The organism is Vibrio sp. L5-1, assembly GCF_021728315.1.
GTDB classification, from domain to species: Bacteria; Pseudomonadota; Gammaproteobacteria; order Enterobacterales; family Vibrionaceae; genus Vibrio; species Vibrio splendidus_K.
Genome location: NZ_JAKKCQ010000002.1, coordinates 742,666 through 767,922 on the forward strand (window position 1 = coordinate 742,666; position 25,257 = coordinate 767,922).

Below are 25,257 nucleotides of genomic sequence, written 5' to 3' on the forward strand. Positions count from 1 at the left end.
TGACACCGCAACACAAAACACAGAACCGTCATCCTATTTTAATAAGAGAGAAAACCATGGCACAAACCATTACCAAAGGCATTAAAGCCCTAAAAGAAGAAGCCTACCAAGTCGTTGAAGATATGTCGGTAGAAGAAGCAATAGCGCTATTCAACGGCAGCGACGACAAACAAAACACACTTGATGACTACGTGTTTGTCGATGTGAGGGAAGCCGAAGAAAGAAACAAGCTCGGCATTATTCCCGGCGCTTTTACTTGCCCAAGAGGCATGTTGGAATTCTTGATTGACCCTGAATGCCCCGTTCACAATAAGGTGTTCAACCAAGACAAAACCTACGTGTTCTATTGTGCCCACGGTTTGCGTTCTCTTTACGCTGCCAAGATGGCCGCGGAGATGGGGTTAAAACCCGTTAAAAACCTCGCAGGTGGTTTTGCTGCTTGGGCGGAGCAATCAGGTGACATTGAACTTCCGATTTAATAGAACTGTCTATTAAATAAGGCTAACGACTAAACAAAGCTTTCAGTTAATGAGAGCCCGCTGGTGACTAGAACAGCGGGCTCAATAAAATGATGATGTGAAGTATGAACAAATACACTCAACAAGAACTTTATTCTATTCTTGAACAACACAAACTATGGCTAGAGAACCAAGGTGGTGAACGTGCACAATTACGTAATGCCGACCTAAGTAACCTAGTACTTCAAAACATCGACCTGCGTTGCGCTAACCTAATTCGTACCAATTTTAGTGGCGCCGACTTATCAGGCACTGACATGAGTGAGGCTGATATCACCCATGCCAATTTTAGCCACGCCAACCTAAACAACACAGCTTTCCGCGATGCCGATTTACGAAACTCAGACATGAGCCACGCACAAATGCTCAACGTTGATTTGTATCGCGCGGATCTATTCCGCACCGATTTCAGTCACGCTAATCTCAATGATGACGCGTTGAATCGAGTAGACCCAAGCAATACCATCATCAAGCTACGCAACCCGAACCAAGAATGTTTCGCTTCTGAGTAGGAGCAACAAAGCAACGATATCAAATGTTCCAACAGCCGAAATCAGCGGGGCTTCAAGACAAGATACGCTCAAACATAATGGATAAGATGACTCTCTGCTTTATTGCTACTATTAAACACAGGTTTTTGATTTATGGATGAATCGGGTTGATTTAAGGATGAAATTAGAATGAGGCGATTACTTACTGCACTATTTTTCAGTTCAGCATTGTTACTCAGTTCAGTGTTATCAGGTTGCAATAACTTTAAAAACCTATCTAATGAGATAGAAGCCATCGACTCCATAACCAATCAATACATGGTTACCTTGAGTCAACCTGCCTCCGGCTCTGCCGTGGTGATTGAACAAATCAAAGACATCAATAAAAGCGAAGTGGATGGCTACGATGGCATCATAGACAGTGACAGCATTCACTTGCACGTATCAAATAACGTCCACTACCTACTTATCTTTGAAGATAAAAATCAAGATCTTACCCTACAAGCCAATGAAGCTTTCAGTGTGGTAAAACTTCGTTCTCATAAAGACAAATCAACAATAGAAGTCTCATTATCCGTTAATGAAAATGAAGCCCCAAGTGCGTTTGTTGATCGTTCGTTATCTTCGCTATTGAAAATAGAATTAGACCTCGTTGATATAGGCACCGTGGCAAATTTAACCGATCCTCCTTTTGAGAAAGGGAACGCAAAGCTCGGTATGTGGCAACCGCTGACATTTTTGGTCGAAGGTAATGCGGGTCTCTATTTTTTATCTGAATATGACCCAGCTAAAATCCCGATCTTATTTGTGCATGGGATCAATGCAACGGCTTTAGATTTCTCCCCTCTCATTGGAAAAATAGACCAATCTAAATACCAAATATGGGTGTTTAACTACCCTTCAGGTTTATCTCTATCTTTGAACTCGAGAGGCTTAAATAACCTGTTACACACGGTGGTGACTGAATATAAGATCCAACAATTACATGTTGTTGCCCACAGCATGGGCGGCTTGATCGTAACCAACAGTATTCGTCAATGCCGAATCGGACAGCTATGCGACTTTGTAAGCAGCGTAACCACCATCTCTTCGCCGTTTGATGGTGTTAAGTCTGCTAAACAAGGAATGGAGTACTCCCCCGTGGTAATGCCTGCATGGGTTGATTTAAATCCAGACGGAAAATTTATCGCTGACTTATTCATTGATAGCAGTGAGATTCACATACCCCACTTTTTGGCCTTTGGTTATAACTCGGGCGATCTATTTAATACCAACAGTAGCGATGGCGTCATCAATTTATCAAGCCAGTTGTCGCGCCCCGCTCAATTGAATGCCGACCAAATTCGCGGTTACAACGAAAACCATCTCAGTATTTTAGACAATGACGCTCTGTTTGAAGACTTGTCCAGCTTTTGGTTAACAGCTGAGCGATAACCTCTCCCTATACATAACCCGACAAACCAGTTGGCGTGAATGGTATGAACATTGGCGGTATTTGCACTGCAAGCCAACACGCTAATCTTTATTCTAATCCCATAAATAAGCACACGGAGTGACGCTAAGCCTAGCGAGCTAGGTTTCGAAACAAGGATAGTGACTTTCTAACTTGGGATAGAAACGATGACTATCAATGAATTAAAACGCAGAGATTTTTTCAAAGTTATGGGGAAAGGTGCTGTTTCTGCTGCGGCTCTCTCTCTGCCGACCTTAGCGAATGCAACGCCAACTTCACCAACAAATTTACCTTCAGATCACCAAACCGTTGACTCGCCACTGGATGCAACTGAGATGGCAAATCTGATAAGAGACAAAAAAGCCTCGCCAAAAGAATTCGTACAAGAAGCCATCTATAAAATTCGCCAGACAAACGATCAAGTTAATGCGGTTGTTTCTGAGTGCTTTGACTTAGCGCTAGAGCGTGCCAACTCATTTAACCCGAACTCCCCTTTTGCAGGCGTGCCTTTCTTAGCGAAAGACTGCGTTGATGTTGTCGGGCTTGAATGCACGATGGGATCGAAGTTAAACCAAGGTAGAAAGCCCAACGCTACCTCTTGGTTTATTCGTGCAACACAGAATGCAGGGCTCAACACCATTGGTATGACGAATATCCCCGAGATGATGGCACTAGGCTGCACGCAGAATCCCCTTTATGGCGCGACGCGTAACCCATGGGATCTAAGCCGAGGTGTTCACTCATCGACTGGTGGTGGCGCAGCGGCAATTGCTGCTGGCTATGTACCATTAGTGCATTCCACTGATGGTGGCGGCTCTTCGCGCATGCCCGCTTCAGCGACAGGTATTTTTGGCTTTAAGCCAAGTCGAGAGTCTTTGATTTCAGGGCTAACTGACGGCTCAACAAACGAAGATTTTACTCATCAATCGTTTATGTCGAGAACCGTTCGTGATGCAGCTTTGGCTGTATCAGTCACAGAGCATCATACAAAAAATGACTTTGAGACGCCTTTTCCTCGAACCCCTATAGGAATGGTTAATGCTTCTCTTAACCGTCAGGTAAAAATTGGCGTCACCCTCAAAGATATCCACGGCAGGCTTCCCGATGAAGATACGCTCGCAGCTATTCGTTCGACGGTCTCTTTGCTCGAGCGACTTGGACATATCGTTATCGAAGTTGAGCAACCGATCCAAGATGGCGATGTATTCATGCACAACTACATGGGCGTATTTGGCAACAAGATGGCAAGCTTTGCTGAGCAGTTCGACCGCCTAGGCATGCCGCTAGAATCGATGCCCGACAAAGTAAGCGATAACATCGTCTATTTAGCTCGTACGATGCAAGCACGCTTGAAAGCCGCTCCTAACATGTATATCGACTCTCAAGCGCAATGCCAAAGTTTCGCGCTCACTCACAACCGAGAGTTCTTTAAAAGCATCGATATTTGGCTGACTCCTTGTGCAAACCACGTGCCTTTGGAGATCGAATATTTCGACCAGCAAGCGCACTCAGGGAAAGAGATATGGACACGTTCAGAAAAGTTAATGTCCTACACGCCTATCGAAAACGTGGCAGGTAATCCCGCCATGTCGGTTCCCTTGTATTGGAACAAGCAGAACCTTCCCGTCGGTAGCCATTTTTCTGCAGCAAGGGGCAACGACCGCCTGTTATTTGAATTGGCCTATCAACTAGAAAACGCCAAACCTTGGGCAAACAGAAAGGCCCCGATTGCGCTTTAACAAGCAATTCACTTTCGAAGCAGTTCAATTTAGAAAATCATTCAAGTACGAGTCTATTGATGAAACATATTATTTTCCTATTTTTGGCGAGTCTGACGCTTGCACCTTACTCATACGCAGCTCTAGCACCAAGCGAAGGCTTCAGTGGCAACATGACCTTCTTAACAGGCTTCACCGCAAACTCAAGCAACCTAGATGTTGGGCAAAGCAATCATCAATCTCAAGCCGATTTAATGTCGTCGGGTAATACCGAAGCAGAGGGAATGGTCGCTGTTTTGGGTTCAATGCAATACACCTTTGGCGCTTTGAATCACAAACAGTTTTTCTTAGGTACCTCAAGAGACGACATCATCACAGGTACGTTGGCATTTGAAATTGGATATAGGCAGCAAGTCGAGAACGGTATGGTGGTTGAATTTTCTATCTTACCAACTCTGATATCAGGTGAAGTATGGGATGACCCTTATGCCGTTGACTCAAATAGAAAAGAAACCGACCTCACCGGTAATGTCGTTCGAATGCAGCTTTCAAGAATAATGGGCTCGAACTTTAATCTCGATGTCGCCTCTGGTGAGTCCGACGTTAAAAAAGAAAACACCGGCCTAAAGGGCCTTGGTTTAACTGAAGAAGAACGCGCACTAATGATTCGAGAACGAAAATATTTTTATCTCAAGTCTGGTTACCAGTATTTCTTGAAAGATGGCTCTGGCATTCTCACACCTTCAATGAATGTTTTCTCATCAGACTCTGAGGGTGATGCACTATCGTTCTTGAGCCTTGGCGCGGAAATCAACCTAGCGAAAAGATTTGGAAATCATGGCCTTGCTTTTACACTCAATGCAGCAAAACGCAGCTATGATAAAGAGAATCCAATCTTTAATGAGACTCGTGAAGACAAAGACTTTGGAGCCTTCGTTGCTTATGAATACACCAATATCTTTGGTACAAAAAACTGGTCTTTGGTATCACTACTTGGCGCCAAGACAACAAATTCGAATATTGAGTATTACCAATCATCGCAATACGTGGTTTCAGTAGGTGTTGATTACAAATTCTAAAGTTGAACTGAGAGTTTCATTGCTTGTAACCCGTAAACAAATCCTTTAATTTGGGCATATTAACGAGAAGAACACTCTTCAATCACCAGTAATAACAGGGAGTTATGGTGGAAAGTTTCAGTACTCAATTGCCCATATTCTGGTTTAAAACTTTAGATTCTGCTATTCAGGCTAGAATTGGAGACAGCAGCGACATCTGGTCGGGAGCAGAGGCCTATAAACAACTTTGCTCCGCCGAATCGATCTCGGCTTATCAGCTTCAAACCGCCATCAACAATATCTACCAACATTTTGATCATGAGCTGATCGACTTATTTGATGAATCGGCTCGCTACTTCGATGAGCTTGAAATGGGCGCGCCGGTAATGGCCATGCTCACCGCGCCAGATCTCGCCAGCTTTTGCCAACTGCTGAGTCGCTACTCCATTCATATACATCCGCTACTGAAAATATTCAGTCGTGAAACAGAGAGTGGCGAAATTGAGCTTTGGGGCGTCACACCCGAGTACATTGACGAAACCACACTGATGACACACATCAGCTTGGGGCTCTATTTCAGTATTATGATCAAGCTCGTTCGCAGATACCTTAATGCGCCGAATCAACAGCTCGCCATTCACATCCACAAGAACACCATCGGTGATGAGTTCTTGAGCATCTATGAGCGTGTCTTTAATGTTGAAATGAAGGAAGGCTTCCCCGCCCGCTATCTCCTTTTTCCTAACGATCTTGTCCAGGCGAAACCTCGCCAATTCCAAGCTGACTTTCATGCAGAGTTAGTACGAATCGCCGATCAACAGATGGAAAAAACATTAAAAACTAACCTGATCTACAAAGTGAATGAAACGTTCAAAGTGCTCGCGGTGAAAGACACCAACCTAGATAGCGTGGCGAACAATCTTCACATCAGCCCTCGAACCCTGAATCGTAAGCTTAAACAACAAGGTGTGAGCTTTCGTCGTTTGTTCGATAAATACCGACTTGAACTGAGCATGACGTTACTGAATCAAAACGGCGGCAATATTACCTATGTAGCTCACGAACTTGGCTTTTCAGACTCAAGCGCATTCAGTCGAGCATTCAAAAATTGGACTGGGCACTCTCCTACCGGACTAAAGTCGTAGGCTTACAGTGCTGATGATGCCAATATCACTGATGGGTACGCTGAACACCTAGGCTCTAGATAATTGCCTATCTTGAGCCGACTACTCCCAAACCTATACCTACTCAAATTCAACGATCTTTAAAGATCTTGTGATCCTCATTTATGTTGTATATTATCCGCACTACAAATTACAGACCGGATAGTCGGTCTGTAAAATAATTGAGTGATTCCCATGGACAAGAAGCAGCAAGCAATCCAAGCCGCGATTGAATTATTCGCGACACAAGGCTTTGAAAAAACGTCTATCGCACAGGTGTGTGAAACGGCAAAAGTATCGAAGGGTTTAGTTTTTCATCATTTCAAAAATAAAGATGACCTACTAAGACAGGTGTTTGTTCGCATGGCAGAGATCATTAATGAAGTCGGCGAAAGTGTTGACTTGTCTAGTGAGGGAATGTCGGTAAAAGAGAGGTTTATTAACCTTATTGAGCACATCTTCTTGTCGATGGCCGACCCACAACAAAAACTGTTTTATCAACTTGATTACCAAGTGAAATGTCAGCCGTCGTTAAGGCTGATATTAAAAGACCTGTTGGACGAACGCTACCAACTGATGATGGATTCTTTTGAAGTTATTCTATGTGACATCCCAAATGCCAACAGCATTGTCGACGGCCACATGTTAATCGCCGATATCGATGGTATCGCACTCAATTACTTGTTCTCGGATGGTGATTACCCGTTAGAACAAATTAAAGAGCGCTTCATAGCTAAGTATTTACTGCTGCTGGATTTATAAGTACCTCACTTAAAGCTCAATAGAACGTTGTTGGCTATCTAAAGTAACTCTCTATCTAAAGATATCTATCAGAGAACGCTAGCAACAAATAATTTAAGTTAGGAATTTTTCAAATGAAAACCCCTTATGAAATTCAATACCAAGCTTTCGCCGCTGCAGGCGGGCTTTACGACGAACGTCATGCAAAACTGTACGCAGAATTTGCCGACGATCTTATTGCCGATGGCAGCTTTTCTATCGTGCATGAAGGCGTAGCACACGCATGCTACACACCAATCACAATAGACGCAGCACCACACCTGAAGTGTTATGTGCTTGCCCCTTTAGCTGTATTGCCAGAATACCAAGGCAAAGGCTACGCGACTCGATTGATGGAAGAAGCCGAGAAGCAACTCGACGCTGACGTTATCTTCGTGATGGGCGAACCGTTCCACTACGGCAACCGTTACAACACGCCACACAACGTGCTTCCACCAGTAAGAACACTTGCACCTCTTGAGTGCTGGTTCGCTAAAGCACTGACCCCTGGCGCACTAGACGGCGTGGGAGAATCTACTTCAACCGTCACTGGCCCTTACGCAAGCGAGCTAATGTGGGGGCACCCAAGCGAGCAAGTTTAAGAGATGCTGATTTAAACAAAATATAAGTAAAAAATGGAACGCTCAGGCGTTCCATTTTTGTTTGGGTGAAGTGTAATGCTTGTCTGAATTGAGAACGTTGATATCCCGTGCGTTCGGGCTGATTTCGAACACCCTCCCCCTCATGTTAAGTTCATCAACCCCTTTCGATTTATGACCGAGGGGGGAGAACCTTCTTTGGCGCTGAATGTGTAACTGCGCATGTAACGACCGGCATTCTATTCCTCCCCTTTCCACGAAATACAATGGGTCGAAGATGCTGATTAAGGGGAGGCTAAGAGAGGATTCTTGGGGTAAGGCTAACTCAGAATTGCCCCAAAATCACTCAGACCTTTTACTCAATCGTAACCTGTTCATAAATTGTCCCTACAAAAAGTTATCCATTCTTCTAATGCAGATCGTTGTTACCTCTCGCTGTTGTATCTCGGTGGTAAATTCGACTATCTATCAACACCCAAACAACCTTGCTCTAATTTTAAGCAAACCGCACCTTCTTTTGTTCCACATACATTTTCGTGTGAAAGTAACTTCTTTTAATGCTAAGCAATTGTTAGTAAATGAAGATTTCTAGTAGAATCACACTTGTAAAAACCAAACACAAACTACCAATTTCACATAAAGTAATTTCCCGTCAAATGGCTGTATGTATCACTTTGGCTAATTTCCCACTCGAAGGAACTAAGTTATCTAATGAAAAAAATCTTATTATCTATTGTATTTTCGATGGCTCTCTCTGGTTGTGTTTACACTAGCCATACTGAGAAATTGGATACTCCAATTGCACGAAAAAACCTATCATCTATCGAACAAATACCGTATTCATCTTTCGAAGACGTGACAAGTGAACGAGAAGCTTCTATTGGTGAAATAATGTTTGTCTACGACAAATATGTAAAAGTAATTGAAAAAACTGAATACATTAGATTTAAAGCTCCTACGAACCGTAACTTCCCTACGCCAGCTGAATGGGCTGCGACTTATAAGTATGATGATGGAACAGAAGATAACTTGTTCGTTTATACAACTCCAAAATATTACAACGCCTCTATAGGCGTTATTTTGGATGAGAATAATAGGGTCGCTACCGACCAACCATTAGTACAAGTTGAAGGGGCTAAGACAGGTCGCCGTTGGGGCTTACTAGGAAAAGGCCAGTTTTTTGGTATCCACACAAACGAGACAAAAGCAGACAAAAGTAATTCTTGGGCTTTAAGGTTTGGAGGTAGTATTGGTTCTAACTATGAATTTGAAATTGTGAATCAAAATGAGTCCACCGTTGTAGATGTTCTTCAAACAATAACGATATCTGAGCGAGATTTCCTTTCGGGTTTTACTGTTAGAGGTATTTTCATCAAAGGAAAACATAAGGCAAAACATGGCATTATAACGTTTACTGCTACGGACATTCGTTCTTAAATACAATGATATAGAGTAGGTGTCGCGACACTTAATGCGTAGTGAAAGTTCATTCCAATCTTTTTTGCTAGTGCGATTTTACTCATCGTACTAGCTCATCTCAACGAGATTTGTCATATCTGTAGTTATTGATGATTTACTAAATTAGCAAACCAGCTGACACATTTATGTCCAGAAACGTTTTTAAAATTGATCAAACTCTATTGTCCTCCGACAATAATAGCTAGATATAGAGCGAGCATAGGGTCAGATAGAGTTTAAAAGTAGGTAGTGGTTAGGGGGGAATTGGTGATCTTAATTACACATCCCTGTGTAACGTATTCTGAATGTCAGCTGGCTTTAAAGCGCTTCATAAATTGACTAAAGCGAGGAATCAGGTTTTGCACAGTCGGCGCATCGGGAATCTCATTTACAAAAATCATAAAGCGCTGTGCTTTACTTTTATCACCTTGAGCAGTCCCTGCTAGTATTGCTTGAGCCAAAATTACATGCTCAGCGGTAACGTCCTTATTCGAAAATTCGTGAATCAACATAGAAAATCCTAATAAGTATAAATACGGATGTAATAATACAATATGTTGATATTTATATCGATAGCTTATGGCATTCATCAATGTCAGATTTGTGTAAAAGCAAGACAATGATGTGCACCATCAATACTGGACAGTGAGCTTAGTGACTTTCCATACTTATGCTAATTCGTGATTTGCTAATACTTGGTTCTCCGATACTCATTTCTGTCCAAATCCCATTTAGACACCCAAACAAAAGGGATTGGTATCTCTACCAATCCCTTTCAGAATTTATTTATAAAATAACGGCTCTTACTCTCTACAAACTCTCAATTGCCTTTTGAACCGCTGGGCCAATCTGACGCTTGCGAGAAGTGACGCCTTCCAAAGTCAGCATATCGCTTGTTGGTTCAGCGTTGAAAGCCGACTTGATGACTTGATAATCGCTTTCGTCCACCCACAGTAAATTAGCTTCTTTGTTCTTAGTGTCTGTGATTGAGAAGAACAGATGATCTAAGCCGTTCTCTTCTTTATAAGACTTCATCGCTGCCAAAAGCTCATCTTTACGGTCAATCAGTTGTTGAGCGGTTAGTGTTTCAGCAACGCCGATGCCCACTTGTTTGCCACCGTACTTAAAGTTCTTGTAGTCCAGTGTCAGGATGGTTTCAGATGAAAGGTGGCTAAGGTCTGATTTAGCAATCAACATCTGTTGACCGAAGTCTTCGATGTCTGAAATGCCTGCAACCTTTGCCAGTTTCTCTGCGTATTCACGATCGTACTCAGTCGTGGTTGATGATTGGAACACCACGGTATCAGAAAGAATCGCGCCTAAGCCGACACAAGCAAGGTGCTTAGGTAAAGTCACATCAAGCTTTTCAGCGTTGTCAGCCAGAATAGTTGCAGCCGATCCCCAGCCTCTAATATCCATCTCAACAATTTGTGGCGTATTAACCGGTGAGCCACCAATCGCATGGTGATCGACCACAGCAACAATAGATGCTTGGTCGATGGTTGGCGCTAGTTGAGTCACTTGGTTGAAGTCCACCAGCCCTACTCTATATGGAGAGTAATCTGTCTCTACTCGTGGCGATTCTGCATTACAGTAGTTCAAGATAAACGTCGATTCAGGGTTGATAGGCTCAGGCACTGTCGCCGTACCACCATAAATATGAGCCGCGAGCATCGCAGACATTACCGTGTCGCTATCTGGGCTAAGGTGCCCCGTCCATACGAGATCTTCACTGTTTTCGTTGGCAGATTGCTGCAAGCTGAAAGCAAAACTTGCTGAACTGAAAGACATAATTACGGCAGCAACGACAGGTGTTAGCTTCACGGGTATTTCCTTTTCTGGATTCGTTTTAGAACCCAATAAGCTAGCTATTAAAAATTTCAAAACCATGTCAGCGATGTTTCAGATTTACTTCAGTAAGTAACGAAATGTAATTTGGATCTCGTTAGGTTTGCCCAAAAAACAAAAAAGGATCGGTATCTCTACCAATCCTTTGAGTTTCACAAACCAATACAGGTTTAGAGACAATTAGTGTTTGTACCTAAAGGTATTGCTGTCATCAACAATCTCGATTTTGACAGGCACGGTTCCTTGCTTAACATTGCCGATTCTTGCAAACGCCTTGTGCGAAAGATCGATAACGCGGCCTTTTACATAAGGGCCTCGATCGTTAATTTTCACATCGACAGACTTATTATTGTTTGTATTGGTCACTCTCACGATAGTGCCGAAGGGCAAGGTTTTATGAGCCGCAGTATTGGCATTCATGTTATACGTCTCACCACTTGCTGTGAGCCTTCCATGGAATTTATCGCCATACCAAGAAGCTTTACCAGCAAGAGCATGTGACTTGGCATATTCCTTTGTTTTAGAACTGCCGACAGCCGACGTTGAGGTACATCCGGCTAGTATCATAAGAATAAGAGCGGTAAAGATAATATGTGATTTTTTCATGTGATTTGGTTGCGCTAATCTCTGCATGTTTCTCTGTTTTCGTTATTGTTGGTTCAGCCGTATGTTTCTGAGTATAGTCGCTACTCAGTCAAGGCTGCCATTCGGTATGATTTACCAATGTTTTCATGAACGATGATTTCTTCCGTCATATTCCTGAAAGGTTTTATCGTCAAAACGTCAACTTTAACAACGCCTTAAATTTGGTTACTTATTAACCACACAGTGCAGATAACCCCAACTCAAACAGCAATCGAAGACAAGATCATTTGTGTCCCACTTCGAATGAAGTGCCGTCCTCCTCTCCCCCAAAAAAATGCAAAAAAGGATTGGTATCTCTACCAATCCTTTTTAGAAGCTGTTTCAGCTTTCTAATTTGTTGCAGATAGCACAACGCCATCCAAACCTATTACTATTAATCTATTAACCTATTAGCCTACTGTTAATGCATCTTGTTGTTGACGGTTATTAGCGAGCCACTTAGATAGGTTTTACTCGGTTGAGTCAGCTCAATCATTAACTCTGCCAAATCGGCTGGATCTACCCATGTAGAGTGGTCAGCCTCAGGAAGTGCTTGTCGATTCACTTCAGTATCAACAATGGTCGGCAATACCGCATTCACTTGAACATTGGATGAAGATCCCTCTGCCGCGAGGCTCTCTACCAACGCGTTTAATGCCATTTTAGACGCCATGTAAGGGCCAAACCCTGCGGGTATATTCCGCGCGGTATCACGGGCAGAAACAAACATCAGTGAACCACCTCCCTGCGATTCCATTAATTTGAATATTTCTCTTCCGAAGACAAACGCCGTCATAAAGTTCGCATTCCACAAGTCAGACATTTTACTCACTTCCACGTCAGTCCAATGGCTCCAGGTATAAATGCCAGAACAATGAAAGTGAGCATCTATATGACCTAAGATTTCAGATGCCTCAGCAGCAAGCGCTTGGCTTTGCACTTCATCCGTAAGGTCTCCAAGTAACACGGTCAGATGACCTGAATACTTATCTTCTAAGCTTTTTGCTCTTGCTTCATCGCCGATACGCCCAAAAGCGACGACACGGGTTCCGCTCGTAATGAGCTTCTCTATCAAATGTTGGGCTGTTACCGAAAAGCAGGCTGCGATAGTGGCTGTTTTAATTGCATTCATGATTATTGCTCGTTGTTGGTAATGATGTGGAGAATCATAAAGACAACAACCTAAGGTTTGAATCTGCCGAGAAGCAATTCAGTTTTGCTTTAAAAGCAATTAAGCTAACATTAAAGAACAGTTAAAACATCTATGTCACTTATGCTGCGGGCGCCAACCATCTTATTTAGAAGGCTGCATTTTGAAAGAACTGAAACCGTCGTTTAATGAGGAATACACATGAGCCTTTTCAATCGTCTTGCCTATTTCAACTGCGTGGTTGAACAAGGAAGTATCTCCAAAGCCAGTCGGATTTTTGATATTCAGCCCTCTTCTATCTCACGACAGCTTTCGGCGTTGGAAGAAGAACTCAATGTGCGACTGTTAGAGCGCTCGACACGCAACGTAGGGGTCACTGAAGCAGGTCAATTGTTCTATCAATATTCCAAGCGAATTACGGGCGAGTTTGATGAAGCGAAACGAGTCGTCAGCGCATTGCATCACTCACCAAGAGGAAGCCTCAAGATAAGCACGACCGTCGCGTTTGGGGAGAGCAAAATCTTGCCACTTATTCCTATCTTTCGGGCTGCTTTTCCTGAGGTAAACGTTGAAATTGAAATCACAGAAAGAGTAGTCGATTTGATCGAGGAAAATGTGGATATCGCTATCCGAAGTGGCCGACTGCCTGATTCTAATTTGATCGCTAAGAAGCTCGTCCAAAACAACTTTGTTCTTTGTGCTAGTCCTGACTATTTAAGAAGAAACAAAGCCCCTCAACATTTTGAAGATCTAGCAAAACATGACTGCTTGGTTTATGGCTACAAGGGGTGGCATGATTGGTTTGTATTGGATAGAAAACCGCAAAAAATCGACATCTCTTATTACATGGAAGTCGACTCTGTGAACGGGCAAAAGCAATTGATATTAAACGGTGGTGGTATTGCCCTGCTCCCACAATGGGCGATTGAAGAAGAACTTAAAATAGGTAAATTGGTGCAATTGCTTCCTGAGTTTACGTTTAGCCCATGTAACTATGAAACCAGCACATACGCAATCTATCAAAACCGCCAGCTAGTTCCGAGCAAGGTTCGAGTGTTTTTGGATTTCCTCACTGAGCATTTCGGAACTACTCTTTAGTTTTTGTATCTCGTACGTCAGCAGAAGGTATTTAGCTGATGACGATGTATAAGTCGAACCATGTCTATCATAAACAACCCAAAAAGGAAGATTGGTATCTATACCAATCCTCTTTAAGAGATGTTTCGACTTTTCTGCCTTAAGCGCAATTGTCCGTAATCAGTCACCTACGTTTCTTCTCGGCTGTATAAGTTACGCTTTACTGGTTTGTACCGAACTTGCCACAGGCTTGGTTTTGTTTTCTGGAACCAAAGACATCAGCCCTGTAATCACCAGAGCAGCAACACCCGACATCGTTACTGGTGAGCCAAATATGCTTTGCACTAGCGTGGGGGCTTCTTTCAATAAATCCGGTACCAGCATTACCCCCAGTCCTAAACCTAATGAGATGGCAATCGTCATGATTCTGCGACGATCCAGCTTCTCACTAGCGATAATCTTGATACCCGCCGCAGCAACCGTACCAAACATCACCAATGTCGCTCCGCCTAATACTGGCTTTGGAATCGTCATTAATACCGCGCCTAAGATGGGAAATAGACCTAATAGAAAAAGAATTGCCGCAATGAAGTAGCCAATGTAGCGGCTCGCGATTCCGGTAAAATGAATCACACCATTGTTTTGGCTGAAAGTCGTGTTCGGAAAAGTATTAAATACAGCGGCGATAAGCGAGTTCACACCGTCACCTAGCACGCCCGCCTTGAGTCGATTGATGTATTTTGGCCCCTTAACTGGCTGTCCTGAGAACATACTGTTGGCGGTAAGGTCGCCCGTCGTTTCAATAACAGTAATCAAGTAGATAAAAGCAATAGGGAGGAAGACTTGCCAATCAAAAGCGAAACCATATTTAAATGGGACAGGGATACTCAATAGCGGTTGAGATGCAAAAGAAACCATTGGCGCTTTGCCCATCAGAATAGCAACGCCCCACCCTACAACCAATCCGACTAAAATCGACGACAGCCTTACCATGGTGTTGTTGCTTAGGTTAAGTGCCACTATGGTTCCGAGCACAATCGCACCCAACATCAGGTTGCTTCCAGAACCAAAATCTTCTGCGCCAACACCACCAGCGATATCAGTGACGCCGACTTTAATCAAAGAGACACCAATCGTCGTGATAACGATACCGGTCACAACGGGCGTGATCACTACTTTGAGTTTTTCGATAAAGCGCGATAGGACGATTTCGACAAATGCACCAAAGAAGCAGACACCAAAAATGGTGGCGAGCATTTCATCCGGCCCACCTCCATTCGCTTTAACAAGAAAACCCGCACCTAAGACAGAACCTAAGAACGCAAAGCTGGTCCCTTGGACACAGATCATCCCTGCGCCAACTGGCCCTATTTTCCTAGCTTGTATAAAAGTGCCAACCCCAGACACCATCAGTGCCATGCTGATCAAATAAGGGATGTGTTCACCCAACCCTAAAACACCGCCAATAATGAGCGTTGGTGTGATAATGCCAACAAAGCTGGCTAATACATGCTGCAGCGCCGCGTAACTGGCTGCTTTAACTGATGGTCGATCGTCTAATCCGTAGATCAATTCACTGTTCTGTTCCATGTGACTTCCTTTATGTATTTTTTATTGTATACAATTTACATAAAGGCAATAGAGCAACATATATGCCAATGGTTTAACATCATACTTATCAATCAGTTAAGTTTTCAATCAGTCCAACATTGCACTATAGAGCAACAATGTCGGCTTGTTTTAGTGCAACCGATAGTTTATCCGATGTTCCTAAATTAAGCCCTACAGACACAAAAAAAGGATTGGTATCGCTACCAATCCTCTTTAGGGGGTGTTTCGGTTTTTCTACCTATGGAAGGCAGTAACGCTATTACTCGTAATCAGTCGCGTACGTGTCTTCGTACGTATGTGAGTAAAATTCGAATAGGTTGCCAAACGGGTCTTCTAGATAAACCATTTGTGCTTGTTTTAGTTCGTCTTCTGGGTGGTAACGCATGATGTCCATACGAACCTTACCGCCATACTCTTCAACACGCTTGATTGCTGAATGGAACTGTTCTTTTGGAAGCTGTAGACAGAAGTGGAAGATGCCTAGGCGAGAGAAATCAACTTCGTGACGCTCTTGGCGATCTTTCATTTCGAACAGCTCAACACCGATGCCATCAGATGTGACTAGGTGTGCAATGTTGAAGCCTTTGAAGCCTTCACCAAATACTGCGATACACATACGGCCGATTGCTGATTCGCGCTCTTCCATCACTTTAGTGTTGTTCATTACGATTCTTAGACCTAGCGCTTTCGTGTAAAACTCGACTGCTTTGTCCATGTCGCCAACCATGATGCCTACGTGATTCATTTTCATAACTTGCTCCAAATTCGTTTTTAATTCTGTGCGTTTCGAAGACTGGCTTCGATGTTTCGTTTCGATGGAGAGAGTATATGGAGATGTGACGATTAACTGAAATTATCATAAATTATATTAATGATAATTTTTTGTTATTTACAGATTTAGCATCAAATCCCAGCTCGCTGAAAGAAGCCATGCCTGCCCTTGCCTACTTACCTACTTAGATACTTAGATACATAGATACATAGAGGCTTACGTGAATAGAGATAAGCCGAAATAAAGAACAGCCTAAAGAGCATAGCTACCCAAATAGAGCCCTGCCCACTTTGATAGCTTTTGTTGATAAGTTCTGTTGATAGCTTTTATCGATAGTCTTGTTCTTTCAAAGATAGGATTTACCTATTGAATCTATAGAAATGTCCGATTTCACTAATTTCCGGTGCGAATGCAATATATCTCCATCGACGCGGGATAGCGTTAAACACTACAAATTAGAAAGAGAGTCGAATCATGATCAACACAGAAATCAAACCATTCAACGCAACAGCATTCAAAAGCGGCGAGTTCGTAGAAATCACTGAGCAAGACGTTAAAGGCAAGTGGGCTGTATTCTTCTTCTACCCAGCAGACTTCACGTTTGTATGTCCAACTGAGCTAGTTGACCTACAAGACAAATACGCAGAGCTTCAATCTCGCGGCGTAGAAGTTTTCTCAGTATCAACTGACACTCACTTCTCTCACAAAGCATGGCACGATACTTCTGACAAAATCGGCACTATCGAATACTTCATGGTAGGCGACCAAACAGGCAACATCACAAACAACTTCAACGTTATGCGTGAAGGTCAAGGCCTTGCAGACCGTGCAACTTTCCTAATCGACCCTGAAGGCGTTATCCAAGCAATGGAAATCACTGCTGAAGGTATTGGCCGTGACGCTGAAGACTTACTACGCAAGGTTAAAGCAGCACAATACGTAGCCGCTCACCCAGGTGAAGTTTGCCCAGCCAAATGGAAAGAAGGCGAAGAGACTTTAGCGCCATCTCTAGACCTAGTAGGCAAGATTTAATCAAAGCCGAGTTCAAACAAGAACTGCTAAGAAAGAACAAGTAAAACAGAACAGTTAAACGGTTCTACAGGCGCGCTTCGGCCTCCCTCCTAAAGGGCAGTTGCGCGCCACCCTTTCAAACCATCAACACCACAATATTTGCCGACTTGCGCCCCCTTTTTATTTTTCCTTTTTCAGCAAGAAGGTATTGGTCAATACCAAGACACAGAATTTAAGAGCAGGCACGATTATGTTAGATCAAGCAATGAAGCAGCAGCTAAAAGCATACTTAGAAAACCTAAAAACCAATGTTCAGTTAGTGCTGAGCCTTGATAGCAGCGACACCGCGAACAAACTTCAAGATCTGGCGAACGATATCGCCTCTCTCACCGACAAAATTGAAGTAATTCGAGATGATAACGCAAGCACTCGCCGCCCTATCATGCAGGTAGTGAACCAAGAGAAAGGCACTGCGATCGGTTTCGCGGGTTTACCAATGGGTCACGAGTTCACATCTCTGGTACTGGCACTGCTTCACAGTGGTGGTCACCCTATCAAGCTTGAAGCTGACGTAATTAAGCAAATTAAAGAATTAGACCAAGAGCTTAATGTAGAGATTTTCATCTCGTTATCGTGCCAAAACTGTCCAGAAGTGGTTCAGGCATTCAACATGATGTCAGCGATTAACCCGCTAATTAAGACAACCATGATTGATGGCGCTGCATTCCAAGATGAAGTGAAGTCTCGCGACATCATGGCAGTACCAAGCGTATTCATTAACGGTGAACTATTTGGCCAAGGCCGTATGTCTCTGGCTGAAATCTTGAACAAAGTCGATTCAGGCGCAGCAGAAAAGAAAGCGGCAAACCTAGACCAACAAGCACCGTTTGATGTATTGGTTGTAGGCGGTGGCCCTGCGGGTTCTTCAGCGGCTATCTACGCAGCACGTAAAGGTATTCGCACCGGTGTGGTTGCTGACCGATTCGGTGGCCAGGTGATGGATACCATGGCGATTGAGAACTTTATCTCAGTAAAAGCGACCACCGGTCCTAAGTTAGTCGCAAGCTTAGAAGAGCACGTAAAAGAGTACGGTGTAGAAGTAATGACTGAGCAGCGCGCTGCGAACATCATCGCAGCCGAAGACACAGAAGACGGTTACATCCACGTTGAGCTAGAAAGCGGCGCAACATTACGATCTCGCACGGTAATCACCAGTACTGGTGCTCGCTGGCGTGAAATGAACGTTCCGGGTGAGCAAGAGTACCGCAATAAAGGCGTTGCTTACTGCCCACACTGTGACGGCCCACTGTTCAAAGGTAAAAAAACAGCGGTTATTGGTGGCGGTAACTCCGGTATTGAAGCGGCGATTGATTTGGCTGGTATCGTTGAACACGTAACCGTACTTGAATTTGCAGACACACTGCGTGCCGACCAAGTGCTTATCGACAAAGCAAACGCAACGCCAAACATCGAAATCATCAAGATGGCGCAAACAACGCGAGTGATTGGTGATGGCAACCGTGTAACGGCTTTGGAATATAAAGATCGTAACACCGATGAACTGAAGCAAGTCGACATTGCCGGCATCTTTGTTCAAATCGGCCTGATGCCAAACAGCGAATGGTTGAAGGGTTCGAAAGTTGAGCTGTCACCACGCGGTGAAATTGAAATTAACGCTCATGGTGCAACATCAATGAAAGGTGTGTTTGCGGCGGGTGACGTAACAACAGTACCTTACAAACAGATCATCATTGCAATGGGTGAAGGTGCTAAAGCAAGTTTAGGTGCATTTGACCACCTAATCCGTAACTCAGCTCCGGTTAAAGAAGCTGAAACCGCTTAATCTTTTAAGCAAACATTCCTTAAAACGTTCTTGTTAACTTGCGAGTTATTAGTAACTTACTAATTATTGTTAACCACTTAGTCGATTTTTAGACACCACTCCTATGGATTTAGGAGTGGTTTTTTTATTTGTAGAGAGGCTTTATGCTGGTTGATAAAGCATAAAGGCAACCACCATCGCTAAACTTCCGCCCAAGCAACGGTTCACAAACATCATCTGTTTTGGTGATTGCAGTAACTTCTTAAGCATGGTGCCGCAATACGCCCACACCAACATGCACGGCACACCGGTAATAACCATACCCGCGATAATGGTCACTACTTGAATCAGGTAGTCTGCGTTTGGAGTGATGAACTGTGAGAATACAGTTAATGACGCAATCCAACCTTTAGGGTTTAACACCTGCACCAATACGCCAGACATAAAGCCCGAGCGATTGTCGACAGTGCTTTCTTCGATTTGCATATTAGCAATCGACCACGCCATAAACAGCAAATAAGCTGCGCCCGCGTATTTCAAAATGTTGTATAGCTCTGGATAAAGGGTGAATAGGCTCACCAAACCGACACTGGAACCCGCCAGTACGATGATGATACCAACAGCGTTCCCAGAGATAAAAGGTAAAGTCGCAGCAAACCCATAACGACTTGAAATCCCAAGTAATGCGATATTGCCTGCCCCAGGTGTAATTGCGATAGATATTGAAAACAGCAAGAACGCCAGCATTAACTGAGAGCTCATTTCCTCTCACTCCTAATAAGTAAAGTATTTATACGGAGAGAGTTTACAGATTCGACTAGGAATTAAATTGCTATATAGGCTAATATTAATGCAAATTTGAGCAAGACTTTTCTAAAAAAGCCATGAAACAGAAAGAATCCACCAAAGAAGTGTTAGATGACACTGATATCGCCATCTTAGAACATATCCAACAAGACGGACGCATGAGCAACAGTAAGCTTGCTGAAAAGGTTAACCTCAGCGAAACCCCATGTTGGCGTCGTTGGAAACGCATGGAAGAGACCGGCTATATCGATGGTTATGCCGCCAAACTCAACCGCAAGAAGTTAGGTTTGCACGTAGCAGGCTTTACTTTAGTTACGTTGGGCAACCATGAAGTTGAAAATACCGAACCGTTTGAAGAATTTGTTGAAGTAACCGATTGGATTCCGATGTGTCATTGCATTGCAGGTGGTGCTGACTATATGGTGCAAGTGTTGGCTAAAGATTTGGAAGAGTACTTTGAGCGTATTAGCTCGATCAGGCGAGTCAAAGGCGTGAGCGCGCTTCAGTCTAATATCTCGGTTAAAGAGTTGAAAAACAGCTATCTGCTTCCTCTAGAAGACTAGTTCACTTCGCCATACGGCCCTTTTCTTTAAGCGGAAAACAAAAGCCCAGCTATCTAAGGTATCTAAAATCTAGATGCGCCGGGCTTTGTTATTTTGAAACGGATATCGTTTATTTACGCTTTCTATTCACAAGGGTGAGCTAAATGAATCAGCGCCAAACCACCTAATGACGTTTCACGATACTTCTTATTCATGTCTTTACCCGTCTGATACATGGTGGCGATCACTTTATCTAATGAGATCAGGCTCTTGCTGTTACGTTTGAGTGCCATTCGTGAGGCATTAATCGCCTTCATGGAACCCATCGCATTTCGTTCAATACATGGCACTTGTACCAAGCCACCAATCGGATCACACGTCATACCGAGCGAATGCTCCATCGCGATTTCGGCCGCAATGCAGATCTGCTCATTGCTGCCACCACGTAACGCTGTTAAACCCGCTGCCGCCATAGAAGACGACACGCCTACTTCACCTTGGCACCCTACTTCCGCACCAGAAATAGAAGCGTTGGTTTTGTATAAAATACCAATCGCACCCGATACCGCTAAGAAATCTTTCAGTTGCTTGGTGTCGAGTTCTTTAATGAAGCGATGGTAATACATCAACACCGCAGGGATAACGCCCGCTGCACCATTAGTGGGTGATGTCACCACTTGACCGCCGGCTGCATTTTCTTCACTCACCGCAAAAGCAAACAAGTTAATCCAGTCCATGATTTCCATTGGGTCGTTTTCAACGGCCGCATTTGCTTCCAGCTTTTTCAGCAGGTTCGGTGCACGACGTGTCACGTTCAAACCGCCATCAAGAATGCCTTCCGTTTCAAAGCCGCGTTCCATACAACGAGTCATCACTCGCCAGATTTGATCGGCCTTTTCTGAAATAACATCAGCGCCTTGGAAAGCCGCTTCATTTTTCAGAATCATGCCACCCAAGCTCATGCCGCTGTCTTCTGCTTTTCTCAGCATTTCATCGGCATTTTTGAATGGGAAAGGGACTTCTACTACTTGGGTTTTAGTGCCATTCTGTAGTTCATCCGCGGTTGCTATAAAGCCACCACCAATGGAGTAATAGGTTTCATCAACAATCACATTTCCACTTTGGTCAAGCGCGGTAATCATCATGCCGTTCTCATGCAAAGGCAGATTATCTTCGTGGAATAGCATGTCGGTTTGATAATTGAAGCCAATGGTGTGATGGCCACTCAACTGCATTTCACCACTATCGATAGCAAGACGCATCGCTTCATTAGCGCTGGTGATCTTAATCGTGTCTGGCTTATTGCCAAGCAGACCTAGAATGGTTGCCCTGTCGGTGTGGTGCCCTATTCCGGTTAACGATAACGAACCATAAAGATCGACCTGAACACGAACTACGTCCGTGATTTTATCCGCGACTAATTGAGTGAAATGGAAACCCGCAATCATTGGGCCGTTAGTGTGTGAGCTTGATGGCCCAACACCAATTTTATAGATATCAAAAATGGACAGCATACATTTACCTGTTAAAAATTAGCCAGTTGAGAAGATTTACTCATTAAGAAAGAGCGGCATAAAGCCAATCAGGAATAACAGTACAAGCCGCAATCGTGACGACAGCGAACACTAGCAAGCCGTAATGGCTCGCCGTAGGTTTTGCAAACAAGTGTTTTTGCTTGGCGATAAATTCGTTTTGTTGTTCAGTTACTTGCCCATAGAAATGGCTAACGACAACACCTAGCACTAAGAAAACCACAGTGCCGATTAAGGCGAACCAAGGCCAAGATATGCCATAGTATTTTGCAATGAACACCACAGCCACACTGCCAATACTGCCCGCAATTACGCCGCTCTCGTTAGCTCGTTTAAAGAACAAACCCAGGATGAAAGAGCCAAGACGAATGCCGACAAAAATGGAAGTCAGGCTAGCGATAGTCTTGAGCACTGATTCATTTGAAACGGCCAATAAAGCGGGCACAACAACCGAAGCCGCCGCGACAAGGCTCATTTTTCTTGCCACCGATTCATAGTGTGCATCAGAGGCTTTTTTACGGAAAAATCGCTTGTAGAAATCGAACGTAGCGACCGTTGCCATTGAGTTATAGGTTGAATCCAAGGTCGACATTGCCGCTGCCGACAGAGCTGAAATCACCAGTCCAACAATGATTGGGTTGGTATGATTGAATACAAAATCGAGAATCACTTCATTGCTGTTTTCAAAGCTTTGGTCTTGATAAAAGACACTCAGAAGAACGCCCATTACAGAGAAAAACAGGTAGATAAAGAAGGCGCCGTAACCACAAAGCAGCATCGATTTCTGTGCCGTCTCAACGTTTTTTGTTGCCAATGTTCTTTGAATAATCAATTGGTTAGTGCCATACACACTCAGATGTAAGAAACTCACGGCAACCACACCCGCCCACAAGGTGGTATCAACTCCCAAGTCGAAATCGAGATTGATGATATTCAGATGTTCAGGAGACAACACCTCGCCCGCATCAATCTTCATCAGCAATAAGGCAAAGATCGCAATGCTGCCAATGATCAGCACCGCCGACTGCAGCATATCTGTCCATATGACGGTCGAAATACCGCCCGCATAAGTATACAAAGCCGTAAATAAGCTGATGTAGATGATCGCCTCGGAGATACTCACCGGCAACACTTGCACCAAGATCAGTGCAACTGCATACAAAATTACCCCAGCCGAAATACACTGAACCACAATAAACACGATTGAGTTGATCGTGCGAGCAACAACGCCAAAGCGGTGCTCTAGGTATTCATAAATCGAGGTAAGGCCGAGTTTGTAAAACACTGGGACAAAGAAAACCACAGCGAAAAAGATCACTATCGGGTAATTCAAATGGACGCTCATCGCTTCCATGCCTGAGCTATAAACCCAACCCGGCATGCCCACGAACGTCATCGCACTGATGTAGGTTGCAAGAATCGACACACCTGCCGTAAACCAACCAAATTGTTTTCCGCCCGTGGAGAAATCGCCACCAACGCTGTAACGCTTATTCACTAAGTAACTGATAAATAGAGTAGTTAGTACATACAAAGCAATAACCACAAAACTTGAGTACGTAACCATTTTTAGATTCCGTTTATTATATTTCGCAATTCATTCGCCGCTAATACTACTCAAAAATGGATACTTTCCCTCAAAAACCCACAATAAGTGTGAGTATTGTCACTAAGATAGATGATTAAACACTCTAAATGCTCAAAAAGTCCCAAAACAACGATCTAATGGGATCCAGATCACCAAAATGCACAAAATGGGTACGCACTCATTTTAAAATTGACCTTGATCACGGATCTAATAACCACAAAAATTCTATTATCTCTCCCGAAACGAAGACGGTGTAGTGAACATCAATGACCACTACACAATAATCAAAACTAAAAACACCCTATAATAAATAAAGGTTTATCGGTCATGACTACTAAAAAACACATGAGCGAAGTTCCTATGATTCAAAGGGTAGCTGCTTATCTAGCAATTCTAGTTGGCTACTTTTTCTATTGTTATAACTTTGTAATTATTGACTACGTACGCCCCTACATCGTTGATGCGTACGATGGTATTAACTTGGCGGATACCGCTCAGTTCTATACATGGCAGTCGGTTGGCGCACTGATTGGTGCTCTAAGCTGTGCATGGGTGGCATCAAACTTTGGTAAGAAATCGACTCTTATTGTCATCACCGCACTGAATGGTGGCGCAACCATCATCAACATGATGTTTACTGACTACGCGATGTGGGCAGCAATGCGTTTCATCATCGGTATTTCTTTGGGTGGCTACTTCACAGTAGCAGTAAGCCTGATGATTGGCCTATTCACACCAAGCGTTCGCGGTAAGTTAACGGCATTCGCTTCTTCTATGTTCTCGGTTGCTCTGATGGCAATGGGTGCGTATGCAGCATTCATTTCTAGCATCGACGCACCTTGGCAAAGCCTAATGTGGGTAGGTGGTATTCCTCCTCTGGTTGCTGCTGCATTGATGATCTTCATCCTACCTAGCGACAAGAAAGTGATCGCCTATGGTGAAGAAGAGCAAGCCGCTGCTGAAGCGTCTAACGCACCAGCGAAGAAAGGTTCTTGGGGTGAAATGCTAAGCGCGCCTTACCGCAAGCTAACGATTACCTGTTTATTACTGGCTGGTCTTAACTTCTACGGCTACCAATTCTTCTCTGGCTTCGTGACAACGTACCTAAAAGACGTTCGTCAATTCGACGGTGCAACTATCGGCATCATCTTCTCTATCTCTGCATTCGGTTCTCTATTCGGTGCTTGGGTATGGGGTGCAATCGCCGATAAATACGGCCGTAAAGTGAACGCTTTTGGTTTCATCCTTGCGGGTGTCATGGCTTCAGTATTCTTCGTCGCACCAAGCGACGTGATGATCGGCAGCCTAAACATGCTGGCTATCCTAGGTCTTATCTACAACTTCGGTCTGTCTGCTTCTGCAGTATGGGGTGGTTACTTCTCTGAATTGTTCCCAGCTCACCTACGTAGCTTCGGTGCAGCGCTGTTCCACGGTGGTCGTATTATCGGCATGTGGGCTCCAATGGTGTTGGTATTCATCCAAGAGCGCAGCGACCTTGCGACAGCAATGTGGGGTTCACCAATCGTATGGATTCTGGCTGGTCTACTGTGGCTATCTCTACCAGAAACATTGAAAGGCGGCATTTTCGACAAGAGCAAAAAAGCGGAAACAGCAAAAGCTTAATCCCCTTTAGTT

23 protein-coding genes are annotated in these 25,257 nt (G+C 43.8%); 14 read left to right on the forward strand and 9 right to left on the reverse strand.

Annotated elements, in window-relative coordinates; all coding sequences use genetic code 11:
- Positions 1-56: 56 nt before the first annotated feature.
- The 9 genes from L3V35_RS10145 (at position 57) to L3V35_RS10185 (ending at position 9,217) form a co-directional block, all read left to right on the forward strand.
- Positions 57-479 (forward strand): rhodanese-like domain-containing protein, encoded by a 423-nt coding sequence (locus L3V35_RS10145; protein WP_065205599.1) that lies wholly within the window; start codon positions 57-59, stop codon positions 477-479.
- Between the two features lie 104 nt (positions 480-583).
- On the forward strand, positions 584-1,030 hold the full coding sequence (locus L3V35_RS10150) for a pentapeptide repeat-containing protein (protein WP_054546715.1): 447 nt from the start codon (positions 584-586) through the stop codon (positions 1,028-1,030).
- A gap of 168 nt (positions 1,031-1,198) precedes the next feature.
- Complete coding sequence (locus L3V35_RS10155; RefSeq protein WP_065205601.1) at positions 1,199-2,443, forward strand: alpha/beta fold hydrolase; 1,245 nt, start codon at positions 1,199-1,201, stop codon at positions 2,441-2,443.
- Positions 2,444-2,629: 186 nt separating this feature from the next.
- Complete coding sequence (locus L3V35_RS10160; protein WP_237299552.1) at positions 2,630-4,201, forward strand: amidase; 1,572 nt, start codon at positions 2,630-2,632, stop codon at positions 4,199-4,201.
- A 59-nt stretch (positions 4,202-4,260) separates the two neighbouring features.
- Positions 4,261-5,259: a DUF2860 family protein gene (locus L3V35_RS10165; RefSeq protein ID WP_054546718.1), complete on the forward strand. Its 999-nt coding sequence runs from the start codon at positions 4,261-4,263 to the stop codon at positions 5,257-5,259.
- A 104-nt stretch (positions 5,260-5,363) separates the two neighbouring features.
- Positions 5,364-6,383 carry a response regulator transcription factor gene (locus L3V35_RS10170; protein WP_054546719.1) on the forward strand — a complete coding sequence of 340 codons (1,020 nt, stop codon included), beginning with the start codon at positions 5,364-5,366 and terminating at the stop codon, positions 6,381-6,383.
- Between the two features lie 294 nt (positions 6,384-6,677).
- Positions 6,678-7,163: a TetR/AcrR family transcriptional regulator gene (locus L3V35_RS10175; RefSeq protein WP_318276419.1), complete on the forward strand. Its 486-nt coding sequence runs from the start codon at positions 6,678-6,680 to the stop codon at positions 7,161-7,163.
- A gap of 113 nt (positions 7,164-7,276) precedes the next feature.
- Positions 7,277-7,783 carry a GNAT family N-acetyltransferase gene (locus tag L3V35_RS10180; protein ID WP_054546721.1) on the forward strand — a complete coding sequence of 169 codons (507 nt, stop codon included), beginning with the start codon at positions 7,277-7,279 and terminating at the stop codon, positions 7,781-7,783.
- Between the two features lie 708 nt (positions 7,784-8,491).
- Positions 8,492-9,217 (forward strand): hypothetical protein, encoded by a 726-nt coding sequence (locus tag L3V35_RS10185; RefSeq protein WP_146457207.1) that lies wholly within the window; start codon positions 8,492-8,494, stop codon positions 9,215-9,217.
- A 329-nt stretch (positions 9,218-9,546) separates the two neighbouring features.
- Here L3V35_RS10185 and L3V35_RS10190 read toward each other — a convergent pair whose 3' ends face one another.
- The 4 genes from L3V35_RS10190 to L3V35_RS10205 form a co-directional block, all read right to left on the reverse strand.
- A complete protein-coding gene (locus L3V35_RS10190; protein WP_004736343.1) occupies positions 9,547-9,750 on the reverse strand; it encodes a hypothetical protein in 204 nt (67 codons plus the stop codon).
- A gap of 298 nt (positions 9,751-10,048) precedes the next feature.
- Entirely contained in the window at positions 10,049-11,062 is a 1,014-nt protein-coding gene (locus L3V35_RS10195) for a manganese-dependent inorganic pyrophosphatase (RefSeq protein WP_237299554.1), read from the reverse strand.
- 204 nt (positions 11,063-11,266) lie between these two features.
- Positions 11,267-11,719 (reverse strand): septal ring lytic transglycosylase RlpA family protein, encoded by a 453-nt coding sequence (locus tag L3V35_RS10200; RefSeq protein ID WP_237299556.1) that lies wholly within the window; start codon positions 11,717-11,719, stop codon positions 11,267-11,269.
- Positions 11,720-12,131: 412 nt separating this feature from the next.
- The gene (locus tag L3V35_RS10205; RefSeq protein ID WP_237299558.1) at positions 12,132-12,842 is read right to left on the reverse strand and encodes an SDR family oxidoreductase; all 711 of its coding nucleotides are present in this window, start codon (positions 12,840-12,842) and stop codon (positions 12,132-12,134) included.
- 219 nt (positions 12,843-13,061) lie between these two features.
- On the opposite strand from L3V35_RS10205, the gene L3V35_RS10210 reads away from it, so the two are divergent.
- On the forward strand, positions 13,062-13,958 hold the full coding sequence (locus tag L3V35_RS10210) for a LysR family transcriptional regulator (RefSeq protein ID WP_237299559.1): 897 nt from the start codon (positions 13,062-13,064) through the stop codon (positions 13,956-13,958).
- A 192-nt stretch (positions 13,959-14,150) separates the two neighbouring features.
- Here the strand turns inward: L3V35_RS10210 and L3V35_RS10215 are convergent, their stop codons facing one another.
- Positions 14,151-15,527: a nucleobase:cation symporter-2 family protein gene (locus L3V35_RS10215; RefSeq protein ID WP_237299561.1), complete on the reverse strand. Its 1,377-nt coding sequence runs from the start codon at positions 15,525-15,527 to the stop codon at positions 14,151-14,153.
- 280 nt (positions 15,528-15,807) lie between these two features.
- Positions 15,808-16,299 (reverse strand): VOC family protein, encoded by a 492-nt coding sequence (locus L3V35_RS10220; protein ID WP_029406249.1) that lies wholly within the window; start codon positions 16,297-16,299, stop codon positions 15,808-15,810.
- A gap of 495 nt (positions 16,300-16,794) precedes the next feature.
- On the opposite strand from L3V35_RS10220, the gene ahpC reads away from it, so the two are divergent.
- The gene (ahpC, locus tag L3V35_RS10225; protein WP_017073520.1) at positions 16,795-17,352 is read left to right on the forward strand and encodes an alkyl hydroperoxide reductase subunit C; all 558 of its coding nucleotides are present in this window, start codon (positions 16,795-16,797) and stop codon (positions 17,350-17,352) included.
- Positions 17,353-17,581: 229 nt separating this feature from the next.
- Positions 17,582-19,174, forward strand: coding sequence for an alkyl hydroperoxide reductase subunit F (ahpF, locus tag L3V35_RS10230; protein ID WP_237299563.1), 1,593 nt, complete (start codon positions 17,582-17,584; stop codon positions 19,172-19,174).
- A gap of 141 nt (positions 19,175-19,315) precedes the next feature.
- Here the strand turns inward: ahpF and L3V35_RS10235 are convergent, their stop codons facing one another.
- A complete protein-coding gene (locus L3V35_RS10235) occupies positions 19,316-19,915 on the reverse strand; it encodes a LysE family translocator (RefSeq protein ID WP_054546734.1) in 600 nt (199 codons plus the stop codon).
- Between the two features lie 122 nt (positions 19,916-20,037).
- On the opposite strand from L3V35_RS10235, the gene L3V35_RS10240 reads away from it, so the two are divergent.
- A complete protein-coding gene (locus L3V35_RS10240) occupies positions 20,038-20,523 on the forward strand; it encodes an Lrp/AsnC family transcriptional regulator (RefSeq protein ID WP_237299565.1) in 486 nt (161 codons plus the stop codon).
- 122 nt (positions 20,524-20,645) lie between these two features.
- Here L3V35_RS10240 and L3V35_RS10245 read toward each other — a convergent pair whose 3' ends face one another.
- The gene (locus tag L3V35_RS10245; protein WP_237299567.1) at positions 20,646-22,016 is read right to left on the reverse strand and encodes an L-serine ammonia-lyase; all 1,371 of its coding nucleotides are present in this window, start codon (positions 22,014-22,016) and stop codon (positions 20,646-20,648) included.
- A gap of 43 nt (positions 22,017-22,059) precedes the next feature.
- Positions 22,060-23,601 (reverse strand): sodium/solute symporter, encoded by a 1,542-nt coding sequence (locus L3V35_RS10250; RefSeq protein WP_237299569.1) that lies wholly within the window; start codon positions 23,599-23,601, stop codon positions 22,060-22,062.
- 348 nt (positions 23,602-23,949) lie between these two features.
- Between L3V35_RS10250 and L3V35_RS10255 the strand changes: the two genes are divergently transcribed.
- Positions 23,950-25,245, forward strand: coding sequence for an MFS transporter (locus tag L3V35_RS10255; protein WP_016768520.1), 1,296 nt, complete (start codon positions 23,950-23,952; stop codon positions 25,243-25,245).
- Positions 25,246-25,257: the final 12 nt, after the last annotated feature.

Bases quoted from the DNA above. Each gene is read 5' to 3' on its own strand.
- L3V35_RS10145 (WP_065205599.1), top strand. From the start codon at position 57: ATGGCACAAACCATTACCAAAGGCATTAAAGCCCTAAAAGAAGAAGCC.
- L3V35_RS10150 (WP_054546715.1), top strand. From the start codon at position 584: ATGAACAAATACACTCAACAAGAACTTTATTCTATTCTTGAACAACAC.
- L3V35_RS10155 (WP_065205601.1), top strand. From the start codon at position 1,199: ATGAGGCGATTACTTACTGCACTATTTTTCAGTTCAGCATTGTTACTC.
- L3V35_RS10160 (WP_237299552.1), top strand. From the start codon at position 2,630: ATGACTATCAATGAATTAAAACGCAGAGATTTTTTCAAAGTTATGGGG.
- L3V35_RS10165 (WP_054546718.1), top strand. From the start codon at position 4,261: ATGAAACATATTATTTTCCTATTTTTGGCGAGTCTGACGCTTGCACCT.
- L3V35_RS10170 (WP_054546719.1), top strand. From the start codon at position 5,364: ATGGTGGAAAGTTTCAGTACTCAATTGCCCATATTCTGGTTTAAAACT.
- L3V35_RS10180 (WP_054546721.1), top strand. From the start codon at position 7,277: ATGAAAACCCCTTATGAAATTCAATACCAAGCTTTCGCCGCTGCAGGC.
- L3V35_RS10185 (WP_146457207.1), top strand. From the start codon at position 8,492: ATGAAAAAAATCTTATTATCTATTGTATTTTCGATGGCTCTCTCTGGT.
- L3V35_RS10190 (WP_004736343.1), bottom strand. From the start codon at position 9,750: ATGTTGATTCACGAATTTTCGAATAAGGACGTTACCGCTGAGCATGTA.
- L3V35_RS10200 (WP_237299556.1), bottom strand. From the start codon at position 11,719: ATGCAGAGATTAGCGCAACCAAATCACATGAAAAAATCACATATTATC.
- L3V35_RS10205 (WP_237299558.1), bottom strand. From the start codon at position 12,842: ATGAATGCAATTAAAACAGCCACTATCGCAGCCTGCTTTTCGGTAACA.
- L3V35_RS10210 (WP_237299559.1), top strand. From the start codon at position 13,062: ATGAGCCTTTTCAATCGTCTTGCCTATTTCAACTGCGTGGTTGAACAA.
- L3V35_RS10215 (WP_237299561.1), bottom strand. From the start codon at position 15,527: ATGGAACAGAACAGTGAATTGATCTACGGATTAGACGATCGACCATCA.
- L3V35_RS10220 (WP_029406249.1), bottom strand. From the start codon at position 16,299: ATGAAAATGAATCACGTAGGCATCATGGTTGGCGACATGGACAAAGCA.
- ahpC (WP_017073520.1), top strand. From the start codon at position 16,795: ATGATCAACACAGAAATCAAACCATTCAACGCAACAGCATTCAAAAGC.
- ahpF (WP_237299563.1), top strand. From the start codon at position 17,582: ATGTTAGATCAAGCAATGAAGCAGCAGCTAAAAGCATACTTAGAAAAC.
- L3V35_RS10235 (WP_054546734.1), bottom strand. From the start codon at position 19,915: ATGAGCTCTCAGTTAATGCTGGCGTTCTTGCTGTTTTCAATATCTATC.
- L3V35_RS10240 (WP_237299565.1), top strand. From the start codon at position 20,038: ATGAAACAGAAAGAATCCACCAAAGAAGTGTTAGATGACACTGATATC.
- L3V35_RS10245 (WP_237299567.1), bottom strand. From the start codon at position 22,016: ATGCTGTCCATTTTTGATATCTATAAAATTGGTGTTGGGCCATCAAGC.
- L3V35_RS10250 (WP_237299569.1), bottom strand. From the start codon at position 23,601: ATGGTTACGTACTCAAGTTTTGTGGTTATTGCTTTGTATGTACTAACT.
- L3V35_RS10255 (WP_016768520.1), top strand. From the start codon at position 23,950: ATGACTACTAAAAAACACATGAGCGAAGTTCCTATGATTCAAAGGGTA.